Source organism: Nisaea sp. (assembly GCF_039990255.1).
Lineage (GTDB): Bacteria > Pseudomonadota > Alphaproteobacteria > Thalassobaculales > Thalassobaculaceae > Nisaea.
On the sequence record NZ_JBDXGG010000018.1, the window covers coordinates 829667 to 852625 of the forward strand.

General features: G+C 59.5%; 20 protein-coding genes and 1 tRNA gene. 14 read left to right on the forward strand and 7 right to left on the reverse strand.

The window, feature by feature from the left end; all coding sequences use genetic code 11:
* Nucleotides 1-59 precede the first annotated feature (59 nt).
* The 3 genes from ABJ076_RS14170 (at nucleotide 60) to cysS (ending at nucleotide 4648) form a co-directional block, all read left to right on the forward strand.
* Nucleotides 60-1754: an NAD+ synthase gene (locus tag ABJ076_RS14170; protein WP_348194198.1), complete on the forward strand. Its 1695-nt coding sequence runs from the start codon at nucleotides 60-62 to the stop codon at nucleotides 1752-1754.
* A complete protein-coding gene (gltX, locus tag ABJ076_RS14175; protein ID WP_348194199.1) occupies nucleotides 1751-3100 on the forward strand; it encodes a glutamate--tRNA ligase in 1350 nt (449 codons plus the stop codon). Before ABJ076_RS14170 ends, gltX begins: the two co-directional genes overlap by 4 nt.
* Nucleotides 3101-3250: 150 nt before the next feature.
* Entirely contained in the window at nucleotides 3251-4648 is a 1398-nt protein-coding gene (cysS, locus tag ABJ076_RS14180) for a cysteine--tRNA ligase (protein WP_348194201.1), read from the forward strand.
* Between the two features lie 19 nt (nucleotides 4649-4667).
* Here the strand turns inward: cysS and ABJ076_RS14185 are convergent, their stop codons facing one another.
* Nucleotides 4668-5180, reverse strand: a complete 513-nt coding sequence (locus tag ABJ076_RS14185; protein ID WP_348194203.1) for a hypothetical protein — start codon at nucleotides 5178-5180, stop codon at nucleotides 4668-4670.
* Between the two features lie 329 nt (nucleotides 5181-5509).
* On the opposite strand from ABJ076_RS14185, the gene cimA reads away from it, so the two are divergent.
* From cimA to rpsD, 3 genes are all read left to right on the forward strand, one after another.
* Nucleotides 5510-7123: a citramalate synthase gene (gene cimA, locus ABJ076_RS14190; protein WP_348194205.1), complete on the forward strand. Its 1614-nt coding sequence runs from the start codon at nucleotides 5510-5512 to the stop codon at nucleotides 7121-7123.
* 3 nt (nucleotides 7124-7126) lie between these two features.
* Nucleotides 7127-7903, forward strand: coding sequence for an RNA methyltransferase (locus ABJ076_RS14195; protein WP_348194207.1), 777 nt, complete (start codon nucleotides 7127-7129; stop codon nucleotides 7901-7903).
* 396 nt (nucleotides 7904-8299) lie between these two features.
* Nucleotides 8300-8914: a 30S ribosomal protein S4 gene (rpsD, locus tag ABJ076_RS14200; protein WP_348194209.1), complete on the forward strand. Its 615-nt coding sequence runs from the start codon at nucleotides 8300-8302 to the stop codon at nucleotides 8912-8914.
* A gap of 81 nt (nucleotides 8915-8995) precedes the next feature.
* On the opposite strand, the gene ABJ076_RS14205 is transcribed toward rpsD, so the two are convergent.
* Both ABJ076_RS14205 and msrA read right to left on the reverse strand, forming a co-directional pair.
* A complete protein-coding gene (locus ABJ076_RS14205; protein WP_348194211.1) occupies nucleotides 8996-10675 on the reverse strand; it encodes a methyl-accepting chemotaxis protein in 1680 nt (559 codons plus the stop codon).
* Nucleotides 10676-10948: 273 nt separating this feature from the next.
* Nucleotides 10949-11488 (reverse strand): peptide-methionine (S)-S-oxide reductase MsrA, encoded by a 540-nt coding sequence (gene msrA / locus ABJ076_RS14210; protein WP_348194212.1) that lies wholly within the window; start codon nucleotides 11486-11488, stop codon nucleotides 10949-10951.
* A 218-nt stretch (nucleotides 11489-11706) separates the two neighbouring features.
* Between msrA and ABJ076_RS14215 the strand changes: the two genes are divergently transcribed.
* Nucleotides 11707-12918 (forward strand): argininosuccinate synthase, encoded by a 1212-nt coding sequence (locus ABJ076_RS14215; RefSeq protein ID WP_348194214.1) that lies wholly within the window; start codon nucleotides 11707-11709, stop codon nucleotides 12916-12918.
* A gap of 114 nt (nucleotides 12919-13032) precedes the next feature.
* Nucleotides 13033-13944 (forward strand): pseudouridine-5'-phosphate glycosidase, encoded by a 912-nt coding sequence (locus tag ABJ076_RS14220; protein ID WP_348194215.1) that lies wholly within the window; start codon nucleotides 13033-13035, stop codon nucleotides 13942-13944.
* Nucleotides 13945-14396: 452 nt separating this feature from the next.
* Here the strand turns inward: ABJ076_RS14220 and ABJ076_RS14225 are convergent, their stop codons facing one another.
* Nucleotides 14397-15092, reverse strand: a complete 696-nt coding sequence (locus ABJ076_RS14225) for an NnrU family protein (RefSeq protein WP_348194217.1) — start codon at nucleotides 15090-15092, stop codon at nucleotides 14397-14399.
* Nucleotides 15093-15199: 107 nt separating this feature from the next.
* On the opposite strand from ABJ076_RS14225, the gene ABJ076_RS14230 reads away from it, so the two are divergent.
* Nucleotides 15200-15469 carry a DUF3253 domain-containing protein gene (locus ABJ076_RS14230; RefSeq protein ID WP_348194219.1) on the forward strand — a complete coding sequence of 90 codons (270 nt, stop codon included), beginning with the start codon at nucleotides 15200-15202 and terminating at the stop codon, nucleotides 15467-15469.
* 15 nt (nucleotides 15470-15484) lie between these two features.
* On the opposite strand, the gene folD is transcribed toward ABJ076_RS14230, so the two are convergent.
* The 3 genes from folD to ABJ076_RS14245 are packed head-to-tail and all read right to left on the reverse strand — an operon-like array spanning nucleotide 15485 to nucleotide 17047.
* Nucleotides 15485-16381 carry a bifunctional methylenetetrahydrofolate dehydrogenase/methenyltetrahydrofolate cyclohydrolase FolD gene (folD, locus tag ABJ076_RS14235; RefSeq protein ID WP_348194221.1) on the reverse strand — a complete coding sequence of 299 codons (897 nt, stop codon included), beginning with the start codon at nucleotides 16379-16381 and terminating at the stop codon, nucleotides 15485-15487.
* 32 nt (nucleotides 16382-16413) lie between these two features.
* Nucleotides 16414-16743: a DUF167 family protein gene (locus ABJ076_RS14240; RefSeq protein ID WP_348194223.1), complete on the reverse strand. Its 330-nt coding sequence runs from the start codon at nucleotides 16741-16743 to the stop codon at nucleotides 16414-16416.
* 25 nt (nucleotides 16744-16768) lie between these two features.
* Entirely contained in the window at nucleotides 16769-17047 is a 279-nt protein-coding gene (locus tag ABJ076_RS14245) for a YggT family protein (protein ID WP_348194225.1), read from the reverse strand.
* Between the two features lie 220 nt (nucleotides 17048-17267).
* Between ABJ076_RS14245 and ABJ076_RS14250 the strand changes: the two genes are divergently transcribed.
* From ABJ076_RS14250 to ABJ076_RS14270, 5 genes are all read left to right on the forward strand, one after another.
* Nucleotides 17268-17343: transfer RNA gene (locus ABJ076_RS14250), tRNA-Ala, on the forward strand.
* Between the two features lie 440 nt (nucleotides 17344-17783).
* Nucleotides 17784-18953 (forward strand): MHYT domain-containing protein, encoded by a 1170-nt coding sequence (locus tag ABJ076_RS14255; RefSeq protein WP_348194229.1) that lies wholly within the window; start codon nucleotides 17784-17786, stop codon nucleotides 18951-18953.
* Between the two features lie 177 nt (nucleotides 18954-19130).
* A complete protein-coding gene (locus ABJ076_RS14260; protein ID WP_348194231.1) occupies nucleotides 19131-19994 on the forward strand; it encodes a xanthine dehydrogenase family protein subunit M in 864 nt (287 codons plus the stop codon).
* 23 nt (nucleotides 19995-20017) lie between these two features.
* Nucleotides 20018-20503, forward strand: coding sequence for a (2Fe-2S)-binding protein (locus ABJ076_RS14265; RefSeq protein WP_348194293.1), 486 nt, complete (start codon nucleotides 20018-20020; stop codon nucleotides 20501-20503).
* On the forward strand, nucleotides 20500-22920 hold the full coding sequence (locus ABJ076_RS14270; RefSeq protein WP_348194233.1) for an aerobic carbon-monoxide dehydrogenase large subunit: 2421 nt from the start codon (nucleotides 20500-20502) through the stop codon (nucleotides 22918-22920). The genes ABJ076_RS14265 and ABJ076_RS14270 overlap by 4 nt, the downstream gene beginning before the upstream one ends.
* Nucleotides 22921-22959 lie beyond the last annotated feature (39 nt).

The following is a 22959-nucleotide window of genomic DNA, read 5'->3' on the forward strand; positions in this document are numbered from 1 at the left end:
AAGGCGGGACGTCTGTTTTCGCTTTGAGAGCCTACCCGGGCCGCGCTAAGACAGGCGCCATGACCGAGACACTTATGATCGCACTGGCCCAGTTGAACCCGACCGTCGGGGACTTCCAGGGCAATCTGGGACGATTGCGCGAAGCGCGGTCCGAGGCGGCGGCGCATGGTGCGGACTTGCTGTTGACGAGCGAGCTGTATGTTTGCGGTTACCCGCCGGAAGATCTGATCCTGAAACCGATGTTTGTCGACAGTATTCGCATCGCCGTGGATGCCTTTGCTGCGGAAACTGCGGATGGTGGCCCGGCCGTGTTGCTTGGCACGCCATGGTGCGGCGATGACGGGCGGGTCTATAACGCGATGGTGCTGATCGAGGACGGCAAGGTCACGGGCGAACGCTATAAGGCCGACCTGCCGAATTACGGTGTGTTCGACGAAAAGCGGGTGTTCGCCGCTGGTGACATGCCCGGGCCGATCGCTTTCAAAGGCGTGCGCATCGGGATTCCGATCTGTGAGGATATCTGGACTCCGGACGTTGTCGAATGCATTGCCGAGACCGGTGGCGAGATTCTTCTGGTCCCGAATGGTTCTCCGTTCGAGGCAGGCAAGACGGATCAGCGCCAGCAACTCGGGATCTCCCGTGTGATCGAAAGTGGGTTGCCGCTGGTTTATCTGAACCAGCTTGGTGGCCAGGACGAGTTGGTGTTCGACGGCGCGTCCTTCGTGCTCAATGCCGACCGCACCCTCGCGGCGCAATTGCCCGCATGGCAGGAAAAGTTTGTCGTTACACATTGGCGCAATGGTCCGGACGGCTGGGTTTGCGCGCCGACGGATACTCTGGAAATCGAGACCAAGGACGCGGCGCTTTATCAGGCGCTGGTCTGCGGTGTCCGCGACTATGTGAACAAGAATGGATTCAAGGGCGTGCTGATCGGCATGTCTGGTGGTATCGATTCGGCTCTCAGTGCCGCCGTTGCTGTCGATGCGTTGGGCCCCGACAGGGTGCATTGCGTTATGATGCCGTCGCCCTACACCAGCCAGGAGAGTCTGGAAGACGCGGCTGAAGCGTCCCGGTTGCTTGGCGTGCGTCTGGACGAGATCAATATTGGTCCGGCCATGGCCGCCTTCGACGAAATGCTTGCACCGTTCTTTAAAGGCACGAACAGCGATATCACGGAAGAGAATATCCAGTCCCGCTCGCGCGGAATGGCACTGATGGCATTGTCCAACAAGTTCGGCTACATGGTGCTGTCTACTGGCAATAAGTCAGAAATGTCGGTCGGTTATGCCACGCTTTATGGCGACATGTGCGGTGGATACAACGTTCTGAAAGACGTTTACAAGATGTCCGTCTTCGCGCTTTGCCGCTGGCGTAACGAGAACAAGCCCACTGGCGCTCTCGGCCCGGACGGAGCGGTCATGCCGCAGCGGATCATAACAAAGCCGCCGTCTGCGGAGCTTCGCCCGGATCAAAAGGACGAGGATTCCCTGCCGCCCTATCCGGTGCTGGACGCGATCCTTGAAGAGTTGATCGAGAACGAAACGCCAATCGCCGATATCGCGGCCAAGGGCTTCGATGCGGAGACAGTACTCAAGGTATGGCGTCTTCTGGACCGAGCGGAATATAAGCGCCGTCAGGCCCCTCCGGGTGTCAAGGTGACGTTGAAAGCCTTCGGTCGTGACCGTCGTTATCCGCTGACGAACGCATTTCTCGGCGCCTATGTCGCGTCGCCCGTATCCAAGGCCGCAGAATGACCTCTTTGAACAATGTGACAGTCCGGTTTGCACCGAGCCCAACGGGTCGGCTGCATCTTGGCAACACCCGGACCGCAATCGTCAACTGGCTGTTTGCACGCAAGGCGGGTGGCACTTTCCTGCTGCGCATGGACGATACGGATGATGAACGCTCCACCGAAGAGTTTGCGCAGGGCATTGAAGAGGATCTGACATGGCTCGGTCTTACATGGGACCAGTTCGCACGCCAGTCAGATCGTCTGGACCGTTATGACGCGGCTGTCGAGCGACTGAAAGCCTCCGGGCGGCTGTATCCCTGTTACGAGACCCAGGATGAACTCGGCCTGAAGCGTAAAGCGCAACTCTCCGCCGGACGGCCACCTGTTTATGACCGGGCGTCGCTCAACCTGACGGATGCCGAAAAAGCTGAGAAAGAAGCGGCCGGTATCAATCCGCATTGGCGCTTCAAGCTGATCCACGAGGAAGAGCGTTGGACCGATCTGGTACGTGGTGAGTCTCACTACCACATGGCAAGCCTCAGCGATCCGGTGCTGCTGCGCGCAGATGGGCGGCCGATCTATACGCTGGCTTCCGTGGTCGATGATATCGAACTTGGTATCACCCACATCCTCCGCGGCGAAGACCATCTGACCAATTCCGCGGCACAGATCCAGCTCTTCAAGGCGCTTGATGCAGAGCCGCCGCAGATGGGCCATCTGTCGCTGCTTACAGATGCGGAAGGACGGGGGCTCTCAAAGCGGCTGGGCTCTCTCTCCCTTCAGCAACTTCGAGGCGATGGTCTGGAGGCCATGTCCATCAACACGATGCTGTCCAAGCTCGGGACATCCGATCCGGTTGAACCGAGGCAGTCCCTTGATCAGCTTGTCTCCGATTTCGATATTTCCAAGTTCTCCCGCGCCACGCCCCGGTTCGATCCTGCTGAATTGCACGGCCTGAATGCAAAGATCCTTCACGATAAGGCGTTCACCTCTGTTGAGGAGCGTTTGTCGGAGATGGGTATTACCGGTGAAGAGCCGTTCTGGCTCGCTGTGCGCGGCAATCTCGAACTGCTGCCGGACACGAAACTCTGGTGGGATGTCTGCACGGGCGAGATCGATCCGTTGATCGAGGATGCTGAGTACGCTTCTGCTGCTGCTGCTGTCCTGCCGGATGGGCCTTGGGACCATGGCACCTGGAAAGCATGGGCGGATGCGGTAAAGACGGAGACCGGGCGCAAGGGGAAACAGCTCTTTATGCCATTGCGCGAGGCCGTGACGGGGCAAAGCCGTGGACCGGACATGGGTGAGCTGCTACCTTTGATCCCGCGCGAGAAAGTACTCGCACGGCTGCAAGGCTCCCGCGCCTGAGGAACTCTCGATGTTTTCGCGCAAATTGCATGACGTGATCAATGTTCCGGCTTTTCTTGCCGGCGATCTCTGTCGCGCCTAAATGTCCCGATCGGCTCCGACCGATCCCCCCAATCAGTCTCTATTCCACGCGAAACGGAAGCCCGCGCGATGTCCGACTTTACCATCAATTTGCACAATACACTGACGCGTCAAAAAGAAACCTTCGAGCCGATCGATCCGTCGAACGTGCGGCTCTATGCGTGCGGCCCGACAGTTTATGATTATGCACATATCGGTAATGCGCGGCCTGTTGTCGCTTTCGATATGTTGTTCCGCTTGCTACGGCTCGCTTATGGTGAAGAGCATGTGCTCTATGTTCGCAACATCACGGACATTGACGACAAGATCAACGCGCGGGCCAAGGAGTCCGGCATCTCCATCCGCGAGCTGACGGACGGTACGGCCGAGGTCTACCGGGCCGATATGGCGGCACTTGAAGCGCTTTCCCCGTCGGTCGAGCCGCGTGCCACTGAGAATGTCGACGGCATGATCGAGATGATCCGGACCCTGATCGAAAAAGGCCACGCCTATGCGGCGGACGGCCACGTCCTCTTCAGCGTGCCGTCAATGAAAGCGTATGGCGGGCTTTCCCGGCGCAATCGGGACGAGCTTATCGCAGGAGCCCGTGTCGAAGTGGCGCCTTACAAGAAGGACCCGGCAGACTTTATTCTCTGGAAGCCATCCGACGATGAAACGCCGGGCTGGGAAAGTCCCTGGGGTTACGGCCGTCCCGGCTGGCATATCGAATGCTCGGCTATGAGTGCGCGGTATCTCGGCGCGGAGTTCGATATACACGCAGGCGGGCTGGACCTGATCTTTCCGCACCATGAGAACGAAATCGCACAGAGCTGCTGCGCGCACGATACTGACCGCATGGCCCGCTATTGGGTGCATAACGGCTTCGTCACCGTCGAGGGTGAGAAGATGGCCAAGTCCATTGGCAACTTCTACACCGTCCACGATCTGCTGAAGGACTGGCAGGGCGAGGTGATCCGCTATCATTTGCTGTCCACCCATTACAGGGCGCCGCTGGATTTCTCCAAGGACGGTCTGAAGGAAGCGAAAGCCGCGCTCGATCGGTTCTATCTGGTGCTGCGTAACGTTGAGGTGGACGTGCTCCCGGATGCCAAGCCCGATCCGAAATTGGTCGAAGCGCTGGCGGATGACCTCAACACACCGCTCGCGATATCACGACTGCATGCAATTGCGACAGAAGCCAACAAGGCGCCGACCCGGCGAAAGAAGGCTCGGGCACAGGCTCTGCTGAAAGCATCGGGCGAGCTTATGGGGCTGTTCGTAAGCGATCCGGATGCCTGGTTCCGCTGGATGCCGGACGCGGCGGCGGAAGGTCTCAGCGATGACGAGATCGAGGCACTGGTCGCGCGCCGTATCGAAGCACGCAAGGCGAAGGACTTCGCCGAGGCAGACCGTGTGCGCGACCAACTTGCCGAGGCAGGCATCGTGCTTGAGGACGGTGCCGGCGGGACGGCCTGGCGGAGAGGCTAGGCAGGGACATCGCCCGGTCTCAGGCGCTGTTGAAGGGGATCTCGGTTGCAACCATGCTGACGATAAGCCGCTTCACTCTGTTCTCTTCGTTCACAAGGGGAAGGATCAGGCGGGACCAGCGATCCCAGCGAGTAATTTTGTCCAACTCGCGTGTCCGTTCGCGGTCGTGCTCAGTGTAGACCGTGATGTTGTTGCGCGCTGATGTTTGGTACTGCGGCCGGACATTTCGGGTCGATTCCGTGTTCAGGTCCCCGCCTGTACGACCTGTGAGATCTGCTCCATAGGTGTCGACAACGCGCGAGCCATAGAGTCGGTAACGGTAATCCGCGTAATCGTCTGTCGGCTCCAGGACAACAATAGTTCCGAGAGCCGGCTTTACGTCTAGCGGATCGAAGAGTTTGTAGATGACTCCGTCGATGTCAGTCCGGTATTTCGATCTGAACCAGTCCACCAAACAGCGATGCTGCGGGTGGATGAACTGATTGATGTCTAGATCTGCGTTGCGAACGGCTGAGATAGCATAGTTACGCAACGTGTAATTTCGCGTATCTGGCAAAAGTCTTTGCAGATTCGAGTCATCGGCGGAAATCGACGCGTATATGAATTCGTCTCGCAATGGTGCGCTCACTGGTCAGCATGAATGTGAACTCGTCGGGTCTCATTGAGCCGATTTGAATAATTTTCAGTTAAAGGGCCCGCAAAATTTATTTGGAGATCTATCCTCATTTAGTACGGGATCACCGATCATGAGTCTCCGTCGTCATACGTTGTGCCGGAACTTCTGTCGTACAAGGCTTATGCCTTTGTGCCAGTTGTCGCGGCAATGCTAGAACAGCGTCACGCATAAACAGGATTGAGCTTATGACGGATAATCGTATCTATCTTTTCGACACGACACTCAGAGACGGCCAGCAAACCCGCGGCGTTGATTTTACGCCGGCGGACAAGATTGCGATTGCGCGTGCTCTGGACGAGATAGGGATTGATTACGTCGAGGGCGGCTGGCCGGGCGCCAATCCCACGGATGACCGGTTTTTCGCCGAACCGCCTGAGTTGAAGCGGGCGACCCTTGTCGCTTTTGGCATGACGCGGCGTCCGGGGCGGAGCGCGGACAATGATCCAGGGCTTGCCGGCGTGCTTGGCTCGAAAGCGGGCGCGGCGTGCCTGGTCGGCAAGACATGGGATTTTCATGTCGATGTCGCGCTTCAGATCGAGCGGGACGAAAACGTCCAGATGATTCGCGACAGCATGGAGCTGGCGATCAAGCGCGGCTTCGAGCCGATGTTCGACTGCGAGCATTTCTTTGACGGTTACAAGGCTAACCCGGAATATGCGCTGTCCTGCGTCAAGGCGGCATACGACTCCGGTGCCCGCTGGGTGGTGCTCTGCGACACAAATGGCGGTGCGCTGCCACATGAGGTCGAGGCGATTGTCACCGAAATCGTCAAGGTGGTGCCTGGCAGTCATATCGGGATTCATACGCATAACGACACCGAGAATGCGGTGGCTAATACGCTGGCGGCTGTGCGGGCCGGAGCGCGCCAAGTGCAGGGTACGATCAACGGTCTGGGCGAGCGCTGTGGCAATGCGAACATAATCACGCTCACGGCCATTCTTGGCCTCAAGATGGGTTACGAGACGGGAGTCGATGCGAGAGGCATGAAGCAGCTGAAGAAGCTGTCACGGATGCTGGATGACCGCTTGAACCGTTCGCCGAACTCGCATGCGGCCTTTGTCGGCGATGCTGCTTTCGCCCATAAAGGCGGTCTGCATGTTTCGGCCGTACAAAAAGATCCGAGAACGTACGAGCATATCGATCCTGAGCTGGTTGGAAACCAGCGACACATTCTGGTCTCCGATCAGGCGGGGCGCTCGAACATTCTTGCCCGTTTTGCCGAGATCGGGGTCGAGATCGACCCAAAAAACCCGAAGATCCAGCGTCTGGTCGAGGATGTGAAGGAGAAGGAGTATCTTGGCTATTCCTTCGACACTGCCGAAGCCAGTTTCGAATTGCTGGCTCGCCGTACCGTTGAATCCGTGCCGGATTACTTCTCCATCGAACGCTTCAGGGTGATGGATGAACGCCGTTTCAATGCGAAGGGGCAAATGGTGATCGAGTCCGAAGCAACAGCTACAGTTGTGGTCGCCGGTCAGCGCCTGCACGAAGTCGCTGTCGGAAACGGCCCGGTGAACGCGCTGGACCTCGCGATCAGAAAGGCGTTGAGCACCGCTTACCCGAATATCGATGATGTGAAGCTGATGGACTACAAGGTGCGTATCCTGCCGCCGCCGCCGAACAGTGATGGTACAGACGCCGTGACCCGGGTGATGATCGAAAGCGCCGGGCCGGATGGTTCCATGTGGCGCACGGTTGGTGTCTCCGCCAACATCATCGACGCGTCGATCATGGCGCTTTCAGACAGTCTGAACTATCGGCTGCTCAAATCCGGAACCGCCGCGAAAGTCGACGCCTGAGCCATGGCTGGAACAGATAAGAGCAAGGCGGGCGCCCGCGGTGATGCGGATGCGCCGGTGGTCATTCTTGTGCGCCCGCAATTGGGAGAGAATATCGGCGCCGCCGCACGGGCCATGCTGAATTGCGGGCTGGAAGATATGCGGCTTGTTGCTCCGCGTGACGGCTGGCCGAACCCGGCGGCGAATGCCATGGCGGCCGGCGCTGTCGCAGTCCTTGAAAATGCAAGGGTCTACGAGACTACGAAAGACGCGATTGCCGATCTTAATCTGGTTCTGGCAACCACGGCCAGAAGCCGGGATCAGGTAAAGCGCGCTTTCACGCCCCGTGCGGGCGCGGCGGAAATGAAACGCCATATAGGCAGCGGCCATCGTGGCGGTATGCTGTTCGGGCCGGAACGGTCAGGGCTGGAGAATGACGAGGTGGCGCTGGCCGATGCGATTGTGCATGTACCGTTGAACCCGGCCTTCTCCTCGCTCAACCTCGCGCAGGCGGTTCTCCTGCTTGGTTACGAATGGTACCAGGCCGGAGACGAAACCCCTGATCTTGTCCTAAGCGGCCAAAGCGATCCCGCCTGCGTTGAGGATAGGGAGTACTTTCTGACCCGCTTGGAAGACGAGCTGCACGACGGTGGTTTTCTGTTTCCTGAAACCCTTGCGCCGACCATCCGCCGCAATATCCGCAACATTTTTAACCGCGCGCAGATGACGGATCAGGATGTGCGAACGATGCATGGTGTGGTCAGCACGTTGTTGAAGAACAAGGTTCGGAAAAAAGGCTGACGGGTCACCCTGCAGTAACTGCTCACACGAAGCTTAGCCTGCCGCCTTCTTTGGTAACGCTCGCCCTACCAGATCGAGTATTTCGACCGCAGTAGGGCAGCGAGGTTCTTCCAGATCGCCGGGTCCAGAATCGATTCTGTGGCTGATGTGCTTCTTCGGCTGCATTGCCTGCTTAAGTTTAGAACATGCCGAATTTTATCCGGTTCCGTCCTGCAGTGCGCCGCCTCACTGTTAACGTCGCTCAGGTGCTTGACTTGGAGGCCGCTATACGTATAGTGCGCGCCTCAATTCCCGAGAACGTGGGGCAGGCGGATAAGCCGTCGGTCCCCGGCCCAAGGCTCTCAAAGGCCCGGGGCACTATCGGGACAAAATGAAGAAAACCAAAGGAGATGGGTTATGGGCAAGCGCCTTAACTCGAAGCATAAAATTGACCGGCGCCTTGGCGTCAATCTCTGGGGCCGTGCGAAGTCCCCGTTCAATGATCGTGAATATGCCCCGGGCCAGCATGGTCAGCGCCGCCGCAAGCCTTCCGATTTCGGTATTCAGCTCATGGCGAAGCAGAAGCTGAAAGGCTACTACGGCAATATCGGTGAGAAGCAGTTCCGTAAGTATTTTGCAGAAGCGGTCCGGCGCCGCGGTGATACCGGCGAGAATCTCGTTGGTATCCTGGAGTGCCGCCTGGACGCCGTTGTCTACCGCATGAAGTTCGTGCCGACCGTGTTCGCTGCACGTCAGGCCGTCAGCCACAACCACGTGATGGTGAACGGCAAGCGCGTCAACATTCCGTCCTACATGGTCAAGGAAGGCGACGTGGTTGAGCTCAAGGAAAAGTCCCGCGAAATGCCGATGGTGATCGAAGCCGCTCAGTCGAACGAGCGCGACATTCCGGATTACATGGATGTTGACCTCGACAAGAAGCGCGGCACCTTCACCCGGGTCCCGAAGCTGGAAGACGTCCCGTATCCGGTTCACATGGAACCGAATCTCGTGGTCGAATTCTACTCCCGTTAAACCGGGATCAAGACGTTACGGAAAAGGCCGCTCTTCGGAGCGGCCTTTTTTGATTCTTGGGGCTGCGGTTGGTGATGTTGGTCAGGCCATCCGCAATTTCTCCAGGAAGCCTGAAACGGCCTGGCGCAATCCGGAAGCGTCGGCGGCGAAGGCATCGGCTTGCTCCGATACGCCTCCGGAGATCGACGCCGCCTGATCTATGGCCGAGCCCACCGTGTCGAGACCTTGCCGGACGGCATCGGTCCGCTCGACGCTGCTTCGTACTGTATGGCTGATCTCGTCTGTCGTGGTTGATTGCTTCTCTGCTGCGGCGGAGAGAACGGCCACGCGTTCGCTGATTTCGGAGATGGTGTCACGGATCTCGGTCATAGAATCCGAAGCGGATCGCGTCACTGTCTGGACTTGCGTGATCTGCTCGGAGATATCGACGGTGGCTTTGGCCGTTTGGGTGGCGAGATTCTTCACCTCGCTTGCGACAACAGCAAAGCCCTTGCCGGCATCTCCGGCCCGTGCGGCTTCGATGGTTGCGTTCAGGGCGAGAAGGTTGGTCTGTTCGGCAATATCCTGAATCAACGTGATTATCTCGCCGATCTGGTCGACAGCCTGATTGAGGTTCTGGACCGTGCCCGCCGTCTGATCTGCGGTCTGGACAGCGGAGACCGACATGTCCGCGCATTGGGAAACCTGATCGCTGACTTCCCGGAACGAGTTGGACAGTTCCTGCACGGCGTTCGAGACGGTTTCGATGTCGGTATGCATCTGGTGGGCGTTTCCGGTGGCATCATGGGAGACGGATTTTGCGGTTCCTGCGCTCATGGTCAACTCGCCCGCCTGATTGCGCAAGGCATCGGCGGACTGAGCAACCTTCTCGGCAACGGAGGAGATCAGGCTGTCGATCTCGTCCGCGAGTGTGCGCATGGTCTGCTTCTGATTGTTCTCTGCCTGCTGTTCCATCGCACGCTGTTCGTCGCGGAGGCGGGCATTCTCGATTGCGTTGGTCTTGAAGACTTCAACGGTTTGCGCCATTTCACCAATCTCGTCGGCGGATCCGGTCCCAGGAATCTCCGCATCATTATCGCCGTCGGCGAGACCGCGCATTGCATCGGTGAGCTTTAACAAGGGGCGGGTGACGCTGCGCATGGCGAGGGCAGCGGCAATCAGGCTGAGCAGAAATGCCCCACCCGTCGCGGCACCAATCCAGATGACGACGCTTTTGAAGACTGTGCTCGCATTGGCCATGTACGCGTCGGCCTGCTCATTGGTGATACGGATCAACTGATGCATGTCATCGTCGATCTCCTGGATGAGTGGCAGGCCCTTGTCCTTCGTCAGCGCATCGGCCGCGAGGCGCTTCTTCTTGCCGACCAGAGCAATAACCTCATCCCGCACCGGCCCCCATGCGGCAAACGCAGCCCTGGCTGCCGCGACCAGCGTTTTATCGCCAAGGAAGCGCTCTTCAACGATGGCAAAGGCGTTTTCGACATCCGCTGCGCGTGCGTTCACTTCACCAGAGAGTTCGGCCAGCCGGTCGGCATCGCGGCGGATTTCGAGGATTGCAGCCATATTCCGCCGCATGTCGAGAATATGTCCATTGGCGGCTAGCGCGGCATTGGTCACGGCCAGGGAATTGCGGTGCAATTTCTCTGTCATTCCAAACAGCTGTTGTGACGACCAGAATGCCAATCCCCCCACTGCGAACAGGGCCAGCAAAACAATGAAAAATCCGGCGGTAATCCGCCCTCCAACCCGAAGCCGCAGCATATTGATCGATCTCCACTATTTAATTAAAAAGCGGCAAATTAAAGTACTTTTGGATGTATATGTTGCGGCGCAATATAAAAACAGGTCAAGTCTTATGACGTATTTTGTCGGAAAATTATAAGGCCATAAGATTGATATAATTTCGTGGTCGATAAGTGCGTCAGTATTTCAGTCTCATCGTCTGGGAAAGTGGAGGGGTAACAAAAAGACCGCTCCTGAGAGCGGTCTTTCTATTGAAGGCGATTTTCGAAAAGAGCGGAAACGTCGGCCGTTTTACTCTCCCGCCGCCATAGTTGCCGCACGCTTCGGCAGCACCCAATTGGGGCGGGGGAAATGGCAGGTATAGCCATGTGGGATTCGCAGCAGATAATCCTGATGGGCTGGCTCGGCCTCCCAGAAATCGCTGGCGGGGGTGACTTCCGTGACGACCTTGCCGGGCCACAGGCCAGAGGCCTCGACATCGGCGATGGTGTCCTCGGCGATTTTCTTCTGATCCTCCGACAGGTAAAAGACCGCGGAGCGGTATTGCGGACCGCGGTCGTTACCTTGTCGATCCACCGTGGTCGGATCGTGGATCTGGAAGAACAGCTCCAGGATCGCCCGGTAGCTCGTCTCTGCCGGATCGAACTGGATTTGTATGGATTCTGCATGCCCGCTTTGACCAGTTTTCAGATCCTCGTAGGTCGCATTTGTTACCGTGCCGCCGGTATAGCCCACGCGGGTCATGGTGACGCCCGGGTGCCTGCGGATCAGGTCCTGCATGCCCCAGAAGCAGCCTCCAGCGAGGAGGGCGGTTTCTCGTTCCGTGCTCATAAATCTACTCCCTTTGCTCACAGCATCGCTCATTCCCTGATATAGGGCAAAATTTCCGGGTTTCAGGTCACAATGCCGCGTCAATTGGGCGGCCTTTTCCTTGCCGATCATGACAGTTTGCCTATACTCCCGCGCCGTTGGTGGTGCAGCGGCTTCTTTGCCGCGCCCCGCTTGTGTTTCACCGGCCCCGCCGGGCCCTCTACCGTCAAGGCGAACCCATGTCCGAGAGCGTCAATAAAGTTGTCCTGGCCTATTCCGGCGGCCTCGACACCTCCGTCATCCTGCGTTGGCTGCAGGACACCTACAATTGCGAGGTGGTGACCTTCACCGCCGATCTGGGGCAGGGAGAGGATGTCGAGCCAGCGCGCGAAAAAGCCCGCATGATGGGCATCAAGGAAATCTATGTCGAGGATCTGCGCGAGGAATTCGTGCGCGACTATGTGTTTCCGATGTTCCGTGCCAACGCGCTCTACGAAGGCACTTATCTACTCGGTACCTCGATTGCCCGGCCGCTGATCTCTAAGCGCCAGATCGAAATTGCCCAGGAAGTTGGCGCCGATACGGTCTCCCACGGCGCGACGGGCAAGGGGAACGATCAGGTGCGTTTCGAGCTTAGCTATTACGCGCTGCAGCCGGACATCAAGATCATCGCGCCCTGGCGCGAATGGGATCTCACATCCCGCACCAGGTTGATCGAGTTTGCCGAGAAGCACCAGATTCCGATCGCCAAGGACAAGCGCGGCGAAGCGCCGTTCTCCGTCGACGCGAACTTGCTGCACTCCTCCTCTGAGGGCAAGGTGCTGGAAGACCCGTGGCAGAGTCCGGAAGAGTATGTTTTCCAGCGCACCGTCTCGCCGGAAAATGCGCCGGACAAGGCGACCGACATCGAGATCGATTTCGAGCATGGTGACCCGGTTGCGATCAATGGCGAGCGGATGTCGCCGGCAACCTTGCTGACTGCGCTGAACGAATATGGCGGTGCCAACGGCATCGGCCGGCTTGATCTCGTCGAGAACCGTTTCGTCGGCATGAAGAACCGCGGCGTCTATGAGACCCCGGGCGGCACGATCATGCACCATGCCCACCGGGCGATGGAAAGCCTGACTCTTGACCGCGGCATGGCGCATCTGAAGGACGAGATGATGCCGCGCTATGCCGAGCTGATCTATAACGGCTTCTGGTTCTCGCCGGAGCGCGAGATGATGCAGGCCGCGATCGATCACAGCCAGCGTAACGTCACCGGCACCGTCCGGATGAAGCTCTACAAGGGCAACGTCACCTGCACCGGCCGCAAAGCTGACCGCAGCCTCTATTCCGAGGATATCGTGACCTTCGAGGAAGGCTCTGGCACCTACGATCACAAGGATGCCGCCGGCTTCATCAAGCTGAACGCGCTGCGCTTGCGCCTGAACAAGATGCTGCAAGGCTAGTCAGTCTGTTCCCCTTCGTCATCCCGGTAAAAATCGGGATCCACGGAAGGCGTTTATCGCCCTATGATCCGTTGATCCCGGATCGAATCCGGGATGGCGGTTGAGGAGACGGTTATGACGGGGTTGGTCTATTCAGCGGAAGTGCAGGCAACTCTCGCCGAGGGGCGGCCCGTTGTCGCGCTTGAAAGCACAATTCTCACCCACGGCCTGCCGAAGCCCGACAATCTCCATATTGGCCAGGAGATAGAGGCGGAAATCCGTAGCGCGGGAGCAACGCCCGCGACCATAGCGGTGCTCGATGGGACTGCCTGCGTCGGGCTTTCAACGCCGGATCTCGTTCGGCTCTGCTCCACGGACGGTGCGGTCAAGCTCTCCCGCCGCGATCTCGGCGTGGCGCTCTCCAAGGGGTGGACTGGCGGTACCACGGTAGCCGCCACGATGATTCTTGCTGCCAGAGCCGGGATAGAGATTTTCGCGACCGGTGGGATCGGCGGGGTGCATCGCGGGGCTGAACTGGATTTCGATATTTCCGCCGATCTGGACGAGTTGGCCCGAACTCCGGTGATGGTGGTTTCTGCCGGGGCGAAATCCATTCTGGACTTGCCGAAGACACTGGAGGTCCTGGAGACGAAGGGGGTGCCGGTGATTGGTTACGGTACGAACGAGTTTCCGGCCTTTTTCTGCCGCTCCAGCGGGTTGCCGGTGCCGCTACGTCTGGACAGCCCCGAAGAGATTGCTGCCGCTTGGCGTGCGGGCCGGGATATGGGCCTCGAGACCGGCATGCTGATCGCCAACCCGGTGCCGGAAGAGCATGCCCTTGACCGAGCTACAATGGAGCGGATCATCGACGACGCCCTGTTCGAGGCGAAGCGGACGGGAGCATCGGGCAAACAGGTGACGCCCTATCTTCTGTCGCAGATTCGTAACGCGACCGGCGGCGCCAGTCTCACTGCCAATGTAGAGCTGGTTCGAGCGAATGCACGCCTTGGAGCTTGGATCGCGGTTGCTCTGTCCGGGCACCATTAGCGGCTGGCCGCATAACCATAAATTTGATCTGCGTCAAAATCGCACATTGTTGCGCTGCAAGGCTTTTGCCAAATAAGGCGCAGTGACCAGTGGGACTGGCAGCTGTCAGACTGTGTGTTGCAAGACCGGTCAAGTGCATCAGGTTGTGATGCCGCCTTGACCCATACCTAGACGCTTTACCTCAAAAGAACCCGGAGGGCCAATCTGTGCTCAAAGTGCTTCACGCGATTCCGATCATTGGATGGTGCCTCCGAGATCTGCAAACTGGCGGCGCGTCGGCTTTCATGTATTTTCTGGTGAATTGCGGGTTGCTCTGGATATTGTCGGCGGCGTTTTTTGGATATCCGGGAATCATTATTCCGGCGCTGTGTGCAGTGCCTGTGATGTTCGTGCTACTGATTTTACTGACGCGGGGCCGCTACGAGGTCGAGTAACCCGATAAGCAGTGGTGCTTACATCGGTACTGCACTGACCCCGGCGATATAGGGGTGGGCGCTGTACAGCGCGGCCCAAAGTGCCAGCCCGCCGCCGAGACGGAGCCACCCTATACCCTTCCAATCAAGCCTCGTCCGGCCTTCAAGGATTGCCCGGAACGGCAACACAGACGTGGTGAGCTCGAAGGGGGCCCATTTGGCGCCGAATTCGGCTCGTTTTTTGAAGTCGATTTTGACCATGCCGCCGAAAGCGAGCGCGGCCATGCCACCGAACAACAGCATTGATGCGGCGTCGCCACGCACGGTCAGGTGCGCGAGCGCCCAGAGTCCGATGGACATCATGACCGGGTGTCGCGTCACCGTCAGGATACCACGTACCAGATGCGGGTCGTCGAAATCCTCGTCGGCCATCATTGCTGTCGGACTGAACGGATTGTAACCGCAGACCAGCAGAATTGCAGCGAATGGCATCACGACATTCGGGATCCAGCGCGTCCAGAGCGGCGGCTCCCAGATTGTGACATAGGGGGCATCGCCATAGGCCAGGACCATCCAGACCATCGCGACGCCTGCGGCCAGGGAAAACACCGCCCGGAACCGGTTGGCGCCGATCTGCTCGATCAGAGCGGCACGGATACTTGGCCAGCCGAGCAAGAAGTGCCCGCCGACAAAGGCCACGACGGCAGCGAAAAGTGCGTCCAGACTTCCAGTCATACCGCCCCCAAAGCAGTTGTAGGTCGCGGCGCTCGACTCTTGTGGTGGACGGGTCGCCGGTTTCAGGTCATCACAGGCATATAAGTGTAGCCGGTCTGGATGCAACGATGGATGACGAAAGCCTGAAGAAGCTGATGTGCGAGATGCTCGGCTCCGCCGGAGGGGATGGTAGACTGTCCCCGAACCAGATTGGCGCAGCTGCAAGCGGCGATCCGATGGGCCCGAAACCGGCCTGGCGGGCGCTGTTACGTCAGATCGAGCGAGTCGCTGTGGCACTTGAAGCTGAAGGCGTTCTGGTGGCTCTGCGTAAGGGCAAGCCGGTTCCCTTGGCCGAGGCGAAGGGCGTGATCCGGTACGCGGCCACGCCCGACCACTGAGCCGAAGCGTTTCTTCTAAAGCTCCGGCATATCCCAGCCGCGGCGGCGGCAGGCGGCTTCCACGGTGTTGCGCAACAAGCAAGCGATGGTCATCGGGCCGACGCCGCCCGGCACCGGGGTGATGGCACCGGCAATCTCAGACGCGCTGGCGAAATCGACATCGCCGACCAGCCGGGTTTTGCCTTCGCCCTTTTCTGGCGCATCGATCCGGTTGATGCCGACATCGATGACGGTAGCTCCCGGTTTCACCCAGTCTCCCTTGACCATCTCGGGGCGCCCGACAGCAGCCACCAGAATATCGGCCCGGCGGCATTCCGCCGGCAGATCCTGTGTGCGGGAGTGGGTGACTGTCACCGTGCAGCTTTCGCGCAGAAGCAGAGCAGCCATCGGTTTGCCTACAATGTTGGAGCGGCCGACGATCACCGCATGCTTGCCGGTCAGATCGCCCAACTGATCGCGTAGCAGCAGCAGGCAGCCGAGCGGGGTGCAGGGCACCAGCGCGTCCCCGCCGGTCGCCAGACGACCGGCATTGACCACATGAAAGCCGTCCACGTCCTTTTCCGGCGCAATAGTGTCGAGCACGGCCTGGGCGTCGATGTGATCGGGCAGGGGAAGCTGCACAAGGATGCCGTCTACCGCCGGATCGGCATTCAGGTCCGCGATGAGTTTCAGCAGAGTATCCTGACTGGTCGCGACATCGAGTTTGTGCTCGAACGAGGCCATGCCGCTCTCGATTGTCTGCTTGCCCTTGTTACGGACATAGACTTGGCTCGCGGGATCCTCGCCGACCAGCACCACGGCGAGACCGGGGACTGTGCCATGTTTGCTTTTCAGATCCGTAATCGCGGTGCCGATGCGGTCCCGCAGCCCGGCCGCGAAGGCCTTTCCGTCGATCAGTGCGGCTTTGCCCATGGGGTATTTCCCTTTATTGCCCGTGCTCTTTGTTATCCGGGCGCGTGTTGCGTTAGCCAGTGTTCCAGTTGTGCCGCCAGAGCCGTCCCGTCTCCGGCGATCAGCAGTGTCTTGCGCCGCTGCGTCGCGCCCGATCGAACATTGATGATGCTTTTCGGCAATCTCCAGCTTTTCGCCAGCATCTTGATCAGAGCCTTGTTTGCTCGACCATTCTCCGGAGCTGAGGTGACCGTGGCTGTCAGCCATGCGACCTCTTCCGCATCCGTGGCGACACTGCCTATACCGTCGCGCGATGCACTAGGCGTCAGGCGAACACGGAGACGCAACCCTTCGGCCGTGGCCTCGAATGGCAGGGTGGCCATCGGGCGCGGCTTCGAGGCTCTATTCCTAGCCGAGATATTCCCACATCAGGCTGCGGAGAAAGCTCAGGCCGAGAACGAGGACAATCGGCGACACATCGAGGCCGCCTAGGTTCGGCAGCACATTCCGGATCGGGCGCAACAGCGGCTCGGTGACACGGTATAGGAAGTCCATCACCAGATAGACAAACCGGTTCTGCGAATTGATCACGTTGAACTGCACCAGCCATCCCAGGATGATGAAAATGAAAAGCGCGTAGATATAGAGCTGGATGACTGTACTAACGAGATTCAGCAACGACAGCATGTGCGAGTTTCCGTCCTTCAGGGATATATTGCGCAACGGACCGTACCGCCCGGCTGCGCGCTGGGCAAGCGCTTGGCGTTGCTCATTTTAACCCTGCTTATATGTGGCAGGTAGAGCCATTTGCAAAGCCCTGGATAAGAGGAGCTTTGCCCTTGCAATGCATTGTTGCTTCTTTTATCTGTCTGAATCGCGCCGGAGCACTTGATCGCCCGGCTTCGGTGGGGCCGTAGCTCAGCTGGGAGAGCGTCGCGTTCGCAATGCGAAGGTCGGGAGTTCGATCCTCCTCGGCTCCACCAAAAAATCCCCCAAGTCATTTCAGTAATTTTCGGGTTTGAGCCCGGGAACATATGCACCCGGATTCGTTAGAATTCAGTGTGTCACAAACCATTGACCATCAGAAAGGCGAGCCCCATGCAGATCGCCAATACCCGACCGACGCCCCAGTGCCATCGCAGCAACAACAGACCACTCAGAGCGGCGAGCATCGTCACGCGTTAGTCGAATTTTGCAAGCTCGGGCTGCCAAAGCATGAAGGGGCCGACTTCCTGCCTCGTAACATCCCCGAACATCACATTCAGGCCGAACCAGAGTGACAGGTTAAGGGTTACGTCGACCACGGCTGCGGTGAGTACCGATCGCCTTCCTTAAACGCGTCGATGTTTGTTACACTGAATAATTGAACGATGAAGCTGGCAAACCGGCTCGATTTAGGGAGGAGCATGAGGGTGGTGGCGAAATGATCGTCTCATACGATCCGCTTCTGGTTGTCGCGTCGGTGGCGGTCGCGGCGATGGCGTCCTTTACCGGGCTGCGGCTGCTGACCGGATTGCGCTATTTGGACAGCGCGACCCGCAAGGCGCAGCTCGCAAAGGCGGCGATGGCGATCGGCGGCGGGATCTGGTCGATGCATTTCGTCGGAATGCTGGCTCTGCGCCTGCCAGTCCCGGTGGCCTACGACCTGCTCTACACGCTCGGCTCCGTGCTGATCGCAATCCTGATCACGGGCGCCGGCCTGGCGCTCATGCATCTGGGCGCCCGTTCGCCGTCAAAGACCGTTGCGGCGGGAACTCTCATCGGATGCGGGATCGTGGCGATGCATTATGTGGGCATGGAGGCCCTGCAGGGGAGCTGCATCGTCAGCTACAGCCCATTCGGCTTCGTGCTGCCGACCATGATTGCAGTTCTGTCCTCTACCTGTGCCCTGGCGCTCGCTTATAAAAAGCGGACCCTGATACAGCTCAGTCTCGGAGCGCTGGTGTTGGGGGTCACGATATCCGGAATGCATTATTCGGCAATGGCATTTACGGCCTTCAGCCGAACCGCGACCACCATATTGGTTGAGCGCCCGATGCTGCCCGACACCTATCTGGCGTTGGTGGTCGCGGTCGCCGCCTTTGTCGTCTGCGGTTTGTTCCTGCTTTCTGCGCTTCCAATGGACGGCCCTCGTCCGGACCGCGACACGCAGGCACCGGAAGCGAACGGGACGAGCGAAGACGCCCTCGTTCTTGCCGGTCTGTCGCCGTACGCGGAAATCGCGGTGCAACAGGTCCGTTCGGCGCCAGCGATGTCGCTTGGCCGGATCCGCATTCCTTACGAGCGTAACAACACGACGTACTTCCTGACCCCGGATAACATCCGTTCCATCAGGGCCGACGGTCACTACACGGAGATCTATGATGGCGCGGCGCATGTCTTCTGCCCGTGGTCTTTGTCCAAGCTGGAGGGAATGCTGAAAGGTACTGCCTTCCTCCGCACGCACCGCAGCTTTCTGCTCAACATGGAGCATGCCGCGGGTTTTGAGCGGCAGAAGGACAAGGCCTTCGTGCTGGTCGCCGGGTTGAGCCGGGAGGCGATACCGGTCAGTCGATCCCATATGGGGGACGTGCGTAAGGCGCTGGGATTGTAGCCCCGGCGTCAGTGACCGCTGCAGTTCGTGCAGCTATTTCGCTATTCGTGCAAAGGAGACGACCGGGACGCGTAACCATCTATGCACCCGCGAATAAGCACTCATCCTGTCCTTCAAGTGTCGGCAAATCGGCAACGAGGCCTTTAGAGCCGCAGTCCTTGAGGGAGGGTAACCATAATGATCCCAGGATCATTCGAATATCATCGCCCGGAATCCGTCGACGGTGCAGTCGCCTTGCTGAACGAGCATGGAGACGAGGCCCGCCTGCTCGCGGGTGGGCACAGTCTAATACCGATGATGAAGCTGCGCATGGCGGTGCCGTCGCACATCGTCGATCTGCAGGCCATCGATAGTCTGTCCGGCATCTCGGAAGATGGCGGCGAGATCGTCATCGGCGCGCTCACCACACAGCACGAGGTGTTGAGCTCCGGCCCGCTTGCCCGCAAATGTCCGCTCATCCCGGAAGCGGCCGCTCTGATAGCTGACCCTCAAGTGCGGTACTGTGGCACGATCGGCGGAAATGTCGCCAACGGTGATCCGGGCAATGACATGCCTGCGATCATGCAGGCGCTCGGCGCGCGCTACCGCGCGGTCGGCCCGAACGGCAGCCGGGACATCGCGGCGCGGGACTATTACGAAGCCGCCTACTTCACCGAACTCGAGGAAAACGAGGTTCTGACCCAGATCCGAATCCCTGCCCCGGCCGCCGGGCACGGCGCCGCCTACGAGAAGCAGAAGCGCAAGATCGGTGACTACGCGACCGCTGCGGCCGCCGTCATCCTGACCGTGGAAGCCGGGCGCTGCACCTCGGCATCTATCGCGCTCACCAATGTGGGATCGACGCCGCTCTACGCGGAAGCTGCGGCAGGCGCGCTCGTTGGAACGGATCTCGGAGCGGACGCGGTCGACACGGCGGTTCGCCTCGCCGAAGAGATCACTGAACCCACGAGCGACGGACGGGGGCCGGCCGATTTCCGGACTCATGTCGCCGGGATCATGGTGCGCCGCGCCATCGCCCGCGCCCAGAAGAACGCCGGTTGAGGGAGAGCCGACTGATGTCAAAGATGCATGTAAAAATGAACGTCAACGGCGCCGAGGTCGAAGGCCTTGCGGAGCCGCGCACCCTGCTGATCCATTTCCTGCGTGAGCAGCTCAGCCTTACCGGCCCGCATATCGGCTGCGAGACAAGCCATTGCGGCGCCTGCACCGTCGATCTGAACGGCAAGTCGGTGAAGTCCTGCACTGTCTTCGTTGCCCAGTCTAATGGCGCAAATGTAACCACGATCGAGGGCATCGCGAATGCCGATGGCACCCTGCACGCGCTGCAGGAAGCCTTTCGCGAGCATCACGGCCTGCAATGCGGCTTCTGCACCCCGGGCATGATTACGAGAGCATACAGGCTGCTGCAGGAAAACCCGAACCCGAGCGAGGAGGAAATCCGCCACGGCATCTCGGGAAATCTCTGCCGCTGCACCGGTTACCAGAACATCGTCAAGGCCATCCAGGCCGCGTCGGACGAGTTGAATGCGAGCAAGGAGGCTGCGCAATGAACGCCGAAGTCGCCAGCGTCGAGGAACGTAAACAGAACCTAAAAGGCATGGGATCTTCCCGCCGCAGGGTCGAGGATGCCCGTTTCGTGCAGGGCAAGGGAAACTATGTCGACGATATCAAGCTGCCAGGCATGCTGTTCGGTGATTTCGTCCGCTCGCCATATGCCCATGCCCGGATCAAGTCGGTAAACAAGGAGGCGGCGCTGGCTGTGCCGGGGGTCAAGGCGGTGCTCACCGCAGACGACCTGAAGCCGGTCAATCTCGCTTGGATGCCGACTCTCGCGGGTGACGTGCAGATGGTGCTCGCCGATGGCAAGGTCCTGTTCCAGGGCCAGGAAGTGGCCTTTGTCGTCGCCGACGACCGCTATGCGGCATCTGACGCGGCTGAGCTGGTCGAAGTCGATTATGAGGAACTGCCGGTTCTGGTCGATCCCGTTAAGGCGATGGACCCGGATGCGCCGATCCTGCGCGAGGATCTCGAAGGTAAGACCGAAGGGGCGCATGGCCCCCGCCGTCACCACAACCATATCTTCACTTGGGAAGTCGGCGACAAAGACGCGACCGACAAGGCGCTTGCCGAAGCCGAGGTGGTGGCGAAAGAGCTGATCACCTATCAGCGTGTCCATCCTTGCCCGCTCGAGACAGCGGGTTGCGTAGCCAGCATGGACAAGGTGAACGGCCAACTGACGCTCTGGGGCACCTTCCAGGCGCCGCACGCGGTGCGCACCGTGGCTTCGTTGATCTCCACCATCCCGGAGCACAAGATCCGCGTGATCTCGCCGGATATTGGCGGCGGTTTTGGGAACAAGGTCGGGGTCTATCCGGGGTATATCTGCGCCGTTGTCGCCTCCATCGTGCTCGGCGTACCGGTGAAGTGGATTGAAGACCGGATCGAGAACCTGCAGTCGACGGCCTTCGCCCGCGACTATCACATGACGGGGGAAATCTCAGCGACCAGGGACGGGCGGATCACGGGGCTCAGATGCCACGTGCTCGCCGACCATGGCGGCTTCGATGCCTGCGCCGACCCGACCAAGTTCCCGGCCGGCTTCTTCAACATCTGCACCGGCTCCTACGATATCCCAGTCGCCCACGTATCCGTTGATGGCGTCTACACCAACAAGGCGCCGGGCGGCGTTGCCTACCGCTGTTCTTTCCGGGTGACCGAGGCGTCCTATTTCATCGAGAGGATGATCGACGTACTCGCCCGCAAGCTGGAGATGGACCCGGCGGAACTCAGGATAAAGAACTTCATCGGGAAGGAGCAGTTCCCGTACACCTCGGCGCTTGGCTGGGAGTACGACAGCGGTGACTATCATACCGCGATGGAAAAGGCGTTGGTGACCGTTCAATACAAGGCGCTCCGGGACGAACAGAAAGCCAACCGCGAGGCCTTCGCACGTGGTGAGACCCGCTCCCTGATGGGGGTCGGGATCGGGTTCTTCACCGAGATCGTCGGTGCTGGTCCGATCAAGAACTGCGACATCCTCGGGCTCGGCATGTTCGACAGTTGCGAAATTCGCGTGCATCCGACCGGCAGCGCGATTGCCCGGCTTGGGACCATCAGTCAGGGGCAGGGTCATGCGACGACCTTTGCCCAGATCCTGGCCTCCGAGATTGGCATCCCGGCGGATCAGATAACGGTCGAGGAAGGCGATACGGACACCGCGCCTTATGGCCTCGGGACCTACGGTTCCCGCTCGACGCCGGTCGCGGGTGCCGCGACGGCGATGGCGGGCCGGAAGATCAAGGCCAAGGCGCAGATGATCGCCGCCTGGCTGCTCGAGGTGCATGACGATGATGTCGAGTTCGACGTCGACCGGTTCGTGGTCAAGGGGGCGCCGGAGCGTTTCAAGACCATGGCCGAAGTCGCCTTCGCCGCCTACAACAACGTCCCGCCGGGTCTGGAGCCGGGTCTGGAGGCCGTCAGCTATTACGATCCGCCGAACATGACCTATCCATTCGGGGCCTATGTCTGCGTCGCCGATATCGACGTTGATACCGGGGTGACCGACATCCGCCGTTTCTACGCGCTGGACGATTGCGGTACCCGGATCAACCCGATGATCATCGAGGGACAGGTGCATGGTGGCCTGACGGAAGCGCTTGCCATCGCCATGGGCCAGGAGATCTCCTACGACGAAATGGGGAACGTGAAGGGCGCGAGCCTGATGGACTTTTTCCTGCCGACCGCGGTGGAAACGCCGGTCTGGGAGACCGACTTCACTGTCACGCCGTCGCCGCACCACCCGATCGGTGCGAAGGGTGTCGGGGAGTCGCCGAATGTCGGCGGCGTCTCGGCTTTCTCCAACGCCGTCAACGATGCCTTCGCCCACCTCGGTCTGACCCACACGCAAATGCCGCATGATCACTGGCGTGTGTGGAAGACGGCCGAGCGGCTCGGCATCACGACCTAGGAACCCAACTCCGGGCTGGACGGCAGATCGCGCGTCGTT

Bases quoted from the DNA above. Each gene is read 5' to 3' on its own strand.
- ABJ076_RS14170 (WP_348194198.1), top strand. From the start codon at position 60: ATGACCGAGACACTTATGATCGCACTGGCCCAGTTGAACCCGACCGTC.
- gltX (WP_348194199.1), top strand. From the start codon at position 1,751: ATGACCTCTTTGAACAATGTGACAGTCCGGTTTGCACCGAGCCCAACG.
- cysS (WP_348194201.1), top strand. From the start codon at position 3,251: ATGTCCGACTTTACCATCAATTTGCACAATACACTGACGCGTCAAAAA.
- cimA (WP_348194205.1), top strand. From the start codon at position 5,510: ATGACGGATAATCGTATCTATCTTTTCGACACGACACTCAGAGACGGC.
- ABJ076_RS14195 (WP_348194207.1), top strand. From the start codon at position 7,127: ATGGCTGGAACAGATAAGAGCAAGGCGGGCGCCCGCGGTGATGCGGAT.
- rpsD (WP_348194209.1), top strand. From the start codon at position 8,300: ATGGGCAAGCGCCTTAACTCGAAGCATAAAATTGACCGGCGCCTTGGC.
- ABJ076_RS14205 (WP_348194211.1), bottom strand. From the start codon at position 10,675: ATGCTGCGGCTTCGGGTTGGAGGGCGGATTACCGCCGGATTTTTCATT.
- msrA (WP_348194212.1), bottom strand. From the start codon at position 11,488: ATGAGCACGGAACGAGAAACCGCCCTCCTCGCTGGAGGCTGCTTCTGG.
- ABJ076_RS14215 (WP_348194214.1), top strand. From the start codon at position 11,707: ATGTCCGAGAGCGTCAATAAAGTTGTCCTGGCCTATTCCGGCGGCCTC.
- ABJ076_RS14220 (WP_348194215.1), top strand. From the start codon at position 13,033: ATGACGGGGTTGGTCTATTCAGCGGAAGTGCAGGCAACTCTCGCCGAG.
- ABJ076_RS14225 (WP_348194217.1), bottom strand. From the start codon at position 15,092: ATGACTGGAAGTCTGGACGCACTTTTCGCTGCCGTCGTGGCCTTTGTC.
- ABJ076_RS14230 (WP_348194219.1), top strand. From the start codon at position 15,200: ATGGATGACGAAAGCCTGAAGAAGCTGATGTGCGAGATGCTCGGCTCC.
- folD (WP_348194221.1), bottom strand. From the start codon at position 16,381: ATGGGCAAAGCCGCACTGATCGACGGAAAGGCCTTCGCGGCCGGGCTG.
- ABJ076_RS14240 (WP_348194223.1), bottom strand. From the start codon at position 16,743: ATGGCCACCCTGCCATTCGAGGCCACGGCCGAAGGGTTGCGTCTCCGT.
- ABJ076_RS14245 (WP_348194225.1), bottom strand. From the start codon at position 17,047: ATGCTGTCGTTGCTGAATCTCGTTAGTACAGTCATCCAGCTCTATATC.
- ABJ076_RS14255 (WP_348194229.1), top strand. From the start codon at position 17,784: ATGATCGTCTCATACGATCCGCTTCTGGTTGTCGCGTCGGTGGCGGTC.
- ABJ076_RS14260 (WP_348194231.1), top strand. From the start codon at position 19,131: ATGATCCCAGGATCATTCGAATATCATCGCCCGGAATCCGTCGACGGT.
- ABJ076_RS14265 (WP_348194293.1), top strand. From the start codon at position 20,018: ATGCATGTAAAAATGAACGTCAACGGCGCCGAGGTCGAAGGCCTTGCG.
- ABJ076_RS14270 (WP_348194233.1), top strand. From the start codon at position 20,500: ATGAACGCCGAAGTCGCCAGCGTCGAGGAACGTAAACAGAACCTAAAA.